The organism is Acetobacter sp. DmW_136 (genome assembly GCF_008690365.1).
Lineage (GTDB): Bacteria > Pseudomonadota > Alphaproteobacteria > Acetobacterales > Acetobacteraceae > Acetobacter > Acetobacter oryzifermentans.
In genome coordinates, this window is record NZ_VHON01000044.1 from 1 (window position 1) to 7,550 (window position 7,550).

The following is a 7,550-nucleotide window of genomic DNA, read 5'->3' on the forward strand; positions in this document are numbered from 1 at the left end:
TCCCAGAAACAACTTTTCTCGTGAGATCGGGGGGGGGGGGGGCTCAGGCATTAGGAAAGGCATGGCAGCTTATCACCTAGTGAATCTCATGCGGATTGGGGATGGGTGCAAGGATTGCGAATGATGCACCAATTTTCATGAAAAGATATGGTGCAAAATGACACTTCATGACACAGCGTGATACGCCCACACTGGCAAGAAAAATCCCAAAACCCGCAGAAAACTAGGAAAAACCGTGGTGGGTGCGACAGGGATTGAACCTGTGACCCCCGCCGTGTGAAGGCGATGCTCTACCGCTGAGCTACGCACCCGGTTTATGGGAGCTTAATATCTGCCTCCAAGACATTTGGCAAGGGGCTTCTCATATAAAAAGTGTAAAAAAAACAGGGCAATGGCATTGCTTTGCATCATTAAAGCAGAGAAATTCTTAGTCATGCTTTTGCGAGAAAAAAGTCAGCGCAGTTTTCAGATGAACCGGCAACTCGGCAGCTCTCTTGCTGTGGTGGCAGGAACTGTAAATGTGCTTGGCTTTCTGCAGTTTGGATATTACTGCGCCAATATGACAGGCAATGCGTCTAGTCTGGCTCTAAAAATCAATGCCTTGGATGTTAGATCTGCCTTTTTATGTTTTGCTTTAATTGCAAGTTTTGTTCTGGGCGCCATTGTCTGCACCGTTTTAGTTAATATGGGGCGTCGGAAAGGGTGGGGCGCTGTATATGCTTTCAGTTTGGTTTTAGAGGCAGCTATCCTTGTAACTTTAGGTATAAAATCTGCTTGGTTTGCACAGGCGGGAGTGCCAGATGGGGGCGCTACGTTGGTTTTAAGTTTTGTCATGGGGCTACAAAATGCCACAGTCACGCGCATTTCGGGGTCTGTTGTACGTACCACCCATGTTACCGGAATGTTGACAGACCTTGGGATAGAAATATCAGATTGGCTTGAATCTTTTTACCATCATGTTGATGATGAATATTTGGATGTTATTAAAAAACGCTTATGGTTACATGCGCAAATTGTATTTTGTTTTATTGTAGGAGGTATTTTAGGGGCTGTAGGCTACATGCATTGCAAAAAATATATTTTATTTATAGTCGCAATTATTCTGGTAGCTTTGGCGGCGCCGGGCATTGTTGAAAATGCCCGAACATCCGCACGCAAAACATAGTGTCAGATTGCGTTTATTTGAGAAAACCAACAAGTTTTTCAGCTTCAGCAACAATAGGCTCCGCAATGCTTTGCGCGCGTTGTGCACCAGAGTGCAGAGTATTCAGCAAATAGCTTTTATCTTGCAAAAGCCGTGTAGTTTCTTGCCCGATAGGAGCAATAGCGTTGACAACAATTTCTGTCAGCGCGGCTTTAAATGGTCCAAAACCTTGGCCTGCATGCTCTTTTAGTACCTGCTCGGTAGGAATATCTGCCAAGGCAGCATAAATGGAAACCAGATTTTTTGCTTCCGGGCGATCTGCAAGGTCAGAAATATCTTCGGGCAGGGGGGCTGAGTCTGTTTTTGCACGGCGAATTTTTAAGGCAATCGCATCGGCATCGTCCGTTAATTCAATCCGGCTTTGTGCAGAAGGGTCGGATTTGGACATCTTTTTGGTGCCATCACGCAAGCTCATGATGCGCGCGGCTGTAGGTGGAATAAGAGGTGCTACCTGCGGAAAAAACTCTACCTTGTAATCATGGTTAAATTTTTGGGCGATATCATTGGTGAGTTCCAGATGCTGCTTCTGGTCTTCACCTACAGGAACATGCGTGGCTTTATAGGCTAAAATATCGGCAGCCATAAGGTTGGGGTAAACATATAGACCGGCCGAATGATTTTCGCGGTCTTTTCCGGCTTTATCCTTAAATTGCGTCATACGGTTCAGCCAGCCGATCCGTGCAACGCAATTAAAAATCCATGCCAGCCGCGCATGGGCAGAAACAGCAGACTGGTTGAAGAGAATATGCTTATCAGCATCAATGCCCGCAGCAAGCAGGATAGCGGCTTGTGTTAAGGTATGTTCGCGTAGTTTTTCTGGGTCCTGCCACACGGTAATGGCGTGCATATCTACAAGGCAGAAAATGCACTCATAGTTTGCCTGTAAATGAACCCAGTTTCGAATTGCCCCCAGATAATTACCAAGTTGGGGAACACCAGAAGGCTGAATACCAGAAAAAATACGCTGCATAAGAAAAGTATCACCGCATGTTATAGGGACAGATTATGGGATTGGATGTATGCGATCCAGTTCTTCCCGCTCGTCTGCAACTTTACCGGCCGATTTCCGATCAGCCCGTGCGGTTGCAATGTCTGCCGCGCTTATTGTTGGGGCAGGTTTTAGGTTTCCGCGCTGAGAAAGCCAGGTCAGAATAGCGGCAACTTCTTCATCTTTAAGGTAGCGGAAAGGGGGCATTTCTGCGCTATAAGCCGCCCCATGAGCCTTAATAGGCCCGCTTACACCATTCATAAGCACATCGGCCAGATATTTGCGCCCTTCTGGGGTGCTGGCAATATGGTCAATGCGGTTGACAAGAGGCGGAACAGCGCCAGGCATACCATCGCCACCATGATGGCAAATACCACAATTGGTGCCGTAAAGGCTGGAGCCGCTTTTAGGAGAACAAGCCGCTACCAAAAGCAACATGCCGCCACATAAAAGACGATACGCAAAGCGTGAAGAAAACATGGGCAAAAACCCAAGCGGGTTCTTGAAACCAAGAACCCGCATTATCATAAGGGTTTATATCAGGGCGAATTGTGTGCATGTTCCACACCCAAAAGCTGGATGCGGAAAATCAGCGGGCTATCTGAAGGAATAATGCCCATGGATTTATGCCCATACCCAAGTTCTGGCGGAACATACAACATCCATGTATCACCCACATGCATCAAGGGCAAAGCTTCCATCCAGCCCTGGATCAGGCCAGCAAGAGGCATCTGCATATAGGCACCGCTACCATGCTGGTCTGAGCTATCAAAGATGGAGCCGTCTGGCAGACGCCCTTCATAAATAAGCATCATGCCATCACCCGGGCGTGGTTGTTCACCATCCTTGGGGCCAGATTCCAGCACTTTATAAGCCAAGCCATCTTTCAGAACGGTTATGCCAGGTGCAGAGCGCAGCTTTTCCATCTGCTGAGCAGGCGTAAGTTCCTGTTCTTCCTTGTGAGAACCACAGGCCGTAAGAGATACGGCCAAGCTGGCCGCAAGCATGCAGGGGATAAGAGAAAAGCGACGGATCATGATCTTCTTCAACACCTTCTGATGGATGGTGGAAAGGGGTGCCTTACAGGGCGCCACCTTTACGCCCGATCTGCGCACCAAGGCGCAGGCGCAGTGCATTTAGCTTAATAAAGCCTTGAGCATCCTGCTGGTTATATGCGCCTTCATCATCTTCAAACGTTACAACGCGCGCATCATACAGGCTGTTGGGGCTTTCACGCCCAACGCAGATAACATTGCCTTTGTAAAGTTTGAGACGAACACGCCCCGTAACAGAATGCTGGGAGGCATCGATAAGAGCTTGCAGCATCCGCCGTTCTGGAGAGAACCAGAGGCCATTATACAGAATGGAAGCGTAGCGCGGCATCAGGCTATCTTTAAGATGCATGGCTTCGCGATCCAGCGTGATGGATTCCATGCTACGATGCGCAGCAAGCAGGATGGTGCCGCCGGGCGTTTCATAAATCCCGCGGGATTTCATGCCAACAAAGCGGTTTTCCACCATATCCAAACGGCCAATACCGTTTTCTTTACCCAACTCGTTCAGACGTGTCAGCAATGTGGCTGGAGACATAGCCACGCCGTTAATGGCAACGGGGTCACCGCTTACAAAATCCATGGTGATTTCTGTGGGCTTATCCGGCGCGGCTTCTGGAGAGATTGTGCGCTGGAACACAATTTCTTCTGGAGCAACGGCAGGGTCTTCCAGAACTTTTCCTTCGGAAGAAGAATGCAGCAGGTTAGCATCTACAGAGAAGGGGGCTTCACCACGCTTGTCTTTGGCAATCGGAATCTGATTTTCTTCAGCAAAGGCCAGCAGACGTGTGCGGGATGTCAGATCCCATTCCCGCCAAGGGGCAATAACTGTGATGTCTGGCTTAAGGGCGTAATATGCCAGCTCGAAGCGAACCTGATCGTTGCCTTTACCCGTTGCGCCATGTGCCACGGCATCTGCACCAACGGCTTCTGCAATTTCAATCTGGCGCTGAGCAATCAAAGGGCGCGCAATGGATGTGCCCAGAAGATACTGGCCTTCATACAGGGTGTTGGCCCGGAACATGGGAAACACAAAGTCTTTCACAAATGTCTCGCGTAAATCTTCAACGAAGATTTCCTTTACGCCAAACATTTCCGCTTTTTTGCGGGCAGGCTCCAGTTCTTCCCCCTGGCCCAGATCAGCCGTAAAGGTAACAACCTCGCAACCATAGGTCTTCTGGAGCCAGCGGAGGATAACAGATGTATCCAAGCCACCGGAGTAAGCCAGAACAACCTTTTTGACGTCTTTCCGGGCGGAAGTCGGGCCCATGAGGCAGATCTCCTGATATATAAATCTGTAACTATGGCTTTCCTCCTATCACCGCAGGAGGCGCGTAACCAGAGTGCATTCACCCACTAAGGGCTGTTTGTGTGGAAAAATTACTCTGAAACAGGTGCCGAACCTGCGCGTGCACGTTCACTTGCCGTTTTTAATTGCCCACAGGCAGCCAGAATATCCCGACCACGGGGCGTGCGGATTGGGGATGCAAATCCTGCATTCATAACAATTTCTGCAAATCGGTTCTGCTGTTCACGCGTGGAAGGTTTGTAAGCGCTGCCGGGCCACGGATTGAAGGGGATGAGGTTGACTTTTGCGGGAATGCCGGAAATCAGGCGTACCAACTCACGTGCATCGGCTTCGCTGTCATTCACGCCACGCAGCATAATATATTCGAATGTAATGCGGCGGGCATTACTGGCTGCGGGGTAGCGCCTGCAAGCAGCCAGCACTTCCTCAATTGGATATTTCCTATTGAGCGGCACAATTTCATCACGTAGGTCATTCCGGACTGCGTGTAGGGAGACCGCCAGATTGATCCCCAGTTCATCACCACACCGATCCATCAGAGGCACAACGCCGGACGTAGAAAGTGTGATACGCCGGCGGGAGAGCCCAATACCTTCGCCATCCATGATAATTTTCATGGCTTTGGCAACATTCTCATAATTATAGAGCGGCTCCCCCATGCCCATCAGCACGATAGTAGAGAGAAGGCGCGGAGTTTCGCCTTTCGGACTAGGCCATTCTCCGTAGGAATCCCGCGCAGCCATGAACTGGCTGACAATTTCTGCCGCGCCGAGGTTACGCACCAGCTTTTGCGTGCCTGTATGGCAAAAAGTGCAGGAAAGAGTGCATCCCACTTGCGATGAAATGCACACAGCGCCCCGATCTTCACGCCGATCAGGAATGTAAACGGTTTCAGCTTCCTGCCCATCGCGAAAACGGAACAGAAATTTACGTGTGCTATCCGATGATGTTTGAACCGTTGCAGCTTCTGGGCGTCCGATAATAAATCGTTCAGCCAATTTTTGCTGAAGAGGCTTGGCGATTGTGCTCATCCGCGAAAAATCTGTCACACCCTGATGATAAATCCAGTGCCAGAGTTGCTTGGTGCGGAAGGGTTTTTCGCCAATTTCTATCAGAATATCCGTGAGTTCATCGCGTGAAAGCCCAACCAAATCTCTTCGTCCATCGGATAAAGTGGCGGATGGGGGGCTAAAAAGCGCAGCCTTGGCCAGAATGCGTGAACGTTCTTCCGCGTTCAGATCGGTAAGGGCTGAACTGTTAGCGTTAGCTGATGTGGAAGTATAAGTGCGCGAAGACATTACGGATATGCTGCTACAAAAAAGGAAGGGAAAGTGGATATAACAAAAAAAAAGGCTGATAGATACCAGCCTCTTTTATATATGCGCATTCGTATCTGTTGTAGGCAGCAGCCTTTACACGTTAGTTGCTTTCCTTCAGGGCGGAACGCAGCCATGGGGCAATGGTAATTTTTGAAGCGTCTATGCCATCCAGAATCATGCCAATGGTTTGTGCGGAATATGAATCGGGTTTGGTATCCGAAGAAATAGGAAAGGCTGGTCGGGTAATTTCCAAAGTCATGGCAGGTTCTGCCGTGTCTGTTGAGTTTGCGCTGGCAGGGGTAAAACCATCGGTCTGGATATTGGCAGAGACGGTAACTTCCCGCGCATCGGGGTTCTGCCCAAAATACAGATACGCGTATGTTGCAGCAGCAGAAAGAACATCTTTCATGGCTAACCGATAGCGATTATTCGTATTAGAATCATGCGCTTGTAGTGTTGCAGGATCTGCCTGAATTGAAAGTGTACCTGCACTTATATCATCATGCAGGATTAACCCATCCTGTTCGTATCCACGCAAAAGCGTATTACCAACTTCAGTCGCCTGCATATTTTGGGTAGGGGCAGAAGTGTGGGATGCAGAATGAAAAACTGGAGCCGCCAATGCGTGACCGCTTGTAAATGCAAGGCAGGCGACGCCAAACAGACCTGCAATTTTGCGCATAAGATGCTTGCCCTTATTCCTAGTGATAACGTGTAGAAGGATCACAAAGAAATGTGGCAAAAAAATTGATGTGCTGCCATGCAAAAAAGGCAGGGAAACCTGAAAATTTAATTTAGTGTTATAATCAGCCGTCTTAGCTAGACGCGCTGAGCCGCAATAAGAAACTCTCTATTTCCTTCAGGTCCGGTAATAGGGCTGGGTTCAATCCCCAGCACTTTCCAGCCGGGAAGACTACTCCACCAAGAAAAAATGGTTTCGCAAACGGCATCATGCACGGCAGGATCGCGCACAACGCCTTTGGCACCTATTTGATCACGCCCGGCTTCAAACTGAGGTTTGATTAACGCAACAGCCCAAGCGTTTTCCGTGGTAAGAGCCAGCGCGGCAGGGAGCACCGTGCGCAGGCCGATAAAACTTGCATCACACACAACTACGGAAGGGGCTTCCGGTATGGTTGTCTTATCTAGGTACCGGGCGTTGCATTTTTCCAGCACAGTTACGCGTGGGTCAGACCGCAATTTCCATGCAAGTTGTCCGTGGCCAACATCAACTGCGTAAACATGCTTGGCATCGTGGGTAAGAAGTACGTCTGTAAACCCGCCGGTTGAAGCGCCAACATCCAAGCAGATACGCCCTTCTGGAGAAAGGCTAAAATGCTCAATGGCATGAGCCAACTTGCAGCCGCCACGAGACACCCAAGGATGTTCCTGCCCACGCACTTGCAACGGTGCATCTTCAGGAATCTGATCTCCGGCTTTGGCTACGCGTTTTTCACCAGAAAACACAAGCCCAGCCATAATCAGAGCTTGTGCTTTGGTGCGGCTTTCAACCAGCCCCCTGTCTACAAGGAGCTGGTCAACACGACGTCGTGCCATATCAAATCAGGCCATCTGTTCCGAAAAATTAATGCCCAATGCGCTTAGAGCTGTTCCGACGATGTGCGGAGCGGAGAGCCCTGCCTCGGCATATTGGGCGGCCTGAGTGTTATGGTCAATA

At 49.5% G+C, this 7,550-nt stretch carries 8 protein-coding genes and 1 tRNA gene; 1 reads left to right on the forward strand and 8 read right to left on the reverse strand.

Translation table 11 applies throughout. The features are described from left to right. Positions 1-236 precede the first annotated feature (236 nt). Positions 237-311, reverse strand: a tRNA-Val gene (locus FKW31_RS13585). Between the two features lie 122 nt (positions 312-433). Between FKW31_RS13585 and FKW31_RS13590 the strand changes: the two genes are divergently transcribed. Further along, positions 434-1,165, forward strand: coding sequence for a YoaK family protein (locus FKW31_RS13590; RefSeq protein WP_150178810.1), 732 nt, complete (start codon positions 434-436; stop codon positions 1,163-1,165). Positions 1,166-1,178: 13 nt separating this feature from the next. Here the strand turns inward: FKW31_RS13590 and trpS are convergent, their stop codons facing one another. The 7 genes from trpS to FKW31_RS13625 all read right to left on the reverse strand — a co-directional run bounded on the left by trpS (position 1,179) and on the right by FKW31_RS13625 (position 7,429). Continuing rightward, the gene (gene trpS / locus FKW31_RS13595; protein WP_150178806.1) at positions 1,179-2,174 is read right to left on the reverse strand and encodes a tryptophan--tRNA ligase; all 996 of its coding nucleotides are present in this window, start codon (positions 2,172-2,174) and stop codon (positions 1,179-1,181) included. Between the two features lie 33 nt (positions 2,175-2,207). Next, positions 2,208-2,672, reverse strand: coding sequence for a cytochrome c (locus FKW31_RS13600; protein WP_035350992.1), 465 nt, complete (start codon positions 2,670-2,672; stop codon positions 2,208-2,210). 59 nt (positions 2,673-2,731) lie between these two features. Further along, entirely contained in the window at positions 2,732-3,229 is a 498-nt protein-coding gene (locus FKW31_RS13605; protein WP_150178807.1) for an FKBP-type peptidyl-prolyl cis-trans isomerase, read from the reverse strand. Positions 3,230-3,272: 43 nt separating this feature from the next. Continuing rightward, positions 3,273-4,514: an argininosuccinate synthase gene (locus tag FKW31_RS13610; RefSeq protein ID WP_089179136.1), complete on the reverse strand. Its 1,242-nt coding sequence runs from the start codon at positions 4,512-4,514 to the stop codon at positions 3,273-3,275. A 110-nt stretch (positions 4,515-4,624) separates the two neighbouring features. Then, complete coding sequence (rlmN, locus tag FKW31_RS13615) at positions 4,625-5,851, reverse strand: 23S rRNA (adenine(2503)-C(2))-methyltransferase RlmN (protein WP_150178808.1); 1,227 nt, start codon at positions 5,849-5,851, stop codon at positions 4,625-4,627. Positions 5,852-5,972: 121 nt separating this feature from the next. After that, complete coding sequence (locus FKW31_RS13620) at positions 5,973-6,554, reverse strand: hypothetical protein (protein ID WP_150178809.1); 582 nt, start codon at positions 6,552-6,554, stop codon at positions 5,973-5,975. A 137-nt stretch (positions 6,555-6,691) separates the two neighbouring features. After that, positions 6,692-7,429: a TlyA family RNA methyltransferase gene (locus FKW31_RS13625; protein ID WP_063354169.1), complete on the reverse strand. Its 738-nt coding sequence runs from the start codon at positions 7,427-7,429 to the stop codon at positions 6,692-6,694. Positions 7,430-7,550 lie beyond the last annotated feature (121 nt).

Excerpts from the sequence above, each read along its gene's own strand:
- FKW31_RS13620 (WP_150178809.1), bottom strand. The coding sequence starts at position 6,554 with ATGCGCAAAATTGCAGGTCTGTTTGGCGTCGCCTGCCTTGCATTTACA.
- rlmN (WP_150178808.1), bottom strand. The coding sequence starts at position 5,851 with ATGTCTTCGCGCACTTATACTTCCACATCAGCTAACGCTAACAGTTCA.
- FKW31_RS13610 (WP_089179136.1), bottom strand. The coding sequence starts at position 4,514 with ATGGGCCCGACTTCCGCCCGGAAAGACGTCAAAAAGGTTGTTCTGGCT.
- trpS (WP_150178806.1), bottom strand. The coding sequence starts at position 2,174 with ATGCAGCGTATTTTTTCTGGTATTCAGCCTTCTGGTGTTCCCCAACTT.
- FKW31_RS13600 (WP_035350992.1), bottom strand. The coding sequence starts at position 2,672 with ATGTTTTCTTCACGCTTTGCGTATCGTCTTTTATGTGGCGGCATGTTG.
- FKW31_RS13590 (WP_150178810.1), top strand. The coding sequence starts at position 434 with ATGCTTTTGCGAGAAAAAAGTCAGCGCAGTTTTCAGATGAACCGGCAA.
- FKW31_RS13625 (WP_063354169.1), bottom strand. The coding sequence starts at position 7,429 with ATGGCACGACGTCGTGTTGACCAGCTCCTTGTAGACAGGGGGCTGGTT.
- FKW31_RS13605 (WP_150178807.1), bottom strand. The coding sequence starts at position 3,229 with ATGATCCGTCGCTTTTCTCTTATCCCCTGCATGCTTGCGGCCAGCTTG.